This window comes from Pseudomonas rossensis (genome assembly GCF_039888995.1).
GTDB classification, from domain to species: Bacteria; Pseudomonadota; Gammaproteobacteria; order Pseudomonadales; family Pseudomonadaceae; genus Aquipseudomonas; species Aquipseudomonas rossensis.
The window spans coordinates 1-1324 of the sequence record NZ_JBBWCB010000296.1 but is presented as its reverse complement, the minus strand read 5'-3'; the positions used below and the strand labels follow the sequence as shown (position 1 = coordinate 1324).

At 60.3% G+C, this 1324-nt stretch carries 1 protein-coding gene; it reads right to left on the bottom strand.

Going from position 1 to position 1324, the window contains the following annotated elements; all coding sequences use genetic code 11:
• Positions 1-1324, bottom strand: a 1324-nt coding sequence (gene tssI, locus WLY71_RS30550) for a type VI secretion system tip protein TssI/VgrG (protein WP_347806557.1), incomplete at both ends; no start/stop codon positions are given.

Below are 1324 nucleotides of genomic sequence, written 5' to 3'. Positions count from 1 at the left end.
TAGACGGTGTGGTGTTCTTCGGCCTTGAATTCGCTGTAGCTGTTTTGCTCGACGGTGTCGTGGCGTTCGTTGCCGACGCGGATTTTCTGGTCGTGCTCGACGTTTTCGTCCCAGTCGCGTTGGGCGTGCAGGAAGATTTGTTCCTGGCCTTTTTTGTCTTCGATGCGTAGTTCGTTGTAACCGCCACCACCGGGGGAGCTCAGGGTTTTGAAGGTGCTGCGGGTCTTGTTCGCCGGCAGGGCGTACGGGACGACGTTTTCCTTGTGGTACAGGCAGCCGCTGATCAGCGGTTGGTCGGGGTCGCCTTCCAAAAACGAAACCAGCACTTCCATGCCGATGCGCGGGATGGCAATGCCGCCGTAGTGGGCGCCGGCCCAGGCGGAGGAGACGCGCAGCCAGCAGCTGGTCTTGTCGTCGGCCTGGCCTTCGCGGTCCCAATGGAATTGCACTTTGACGCGACCGTATTGGTCGCAGTGGATCTCTTCACCTTTTGGCCCGGTGACGACGGCGCTTTGGCTGCCGAGGATGCGCGGTTTCTTTTGCGTCAGCGGCGGGCGGTTTGGCACGTCCCACGGGGTGGCCTGGAAGCAGTTGCGGTAGCCCTGGTGGAAATCGTCTTTGAGTTTGGTCGTGTCACTGGTAACCGACTCTTCCAGCACTTGCGGCTGTTTGCCTTCGTGGAGGATTTCGGTGAGCAGCCACAGGTCGTTCCATTTGGCTTTCGGGTGTTGGGTCAGGGCCAGGAAGTGGCCGCTGACCAGCAACGGCTGATCGCTTTTGCCTTCGGCGAGCTGGAAGTCGCTGCGGTGACGTTCGAGGGCGCGTTTGGCCAGGTGCTTGCCGCGTTCGCGGTCGATGAAACGGCCTGGGTAGTCGTAGTCTTCGAGGTCGGGCAGGGCGTCGCCACGGTTTTCGCTTTCCAGGGTCAGGCGTGGTTTTTCGAAGTCGTAATCGCGGCGGGTGGTGCGGCTGGTGCGGGTTTCCAGGCGCAGGTCGAAGCGCTTGATCACCGGGTCGTTGGCGACCATGCCGGAGTCTTGCTGATAGGCCACGGGTGCGAGTTTCGGGAACACCGTCTGGTCATCGCCGAACACCAGCTTGTGAGCGGTGGCGCTGTGCTGGAAGTGGTAGTGGATACCTTCTTCCTCGCACAGGCGCTGGATGAACTGCAGGTCCGATTCATCATATTGAACGCAGTAGATGCGCTCGGGATAAACCGCCCCGACTTTGAATTCATAGGCGTTGCCTTGGATGCCGTGCTCTTCGAGGACGCTGCCGACGATTTTCGGCACGCTGAGGTTCTGGAAGATGCGCTGGTTGATGC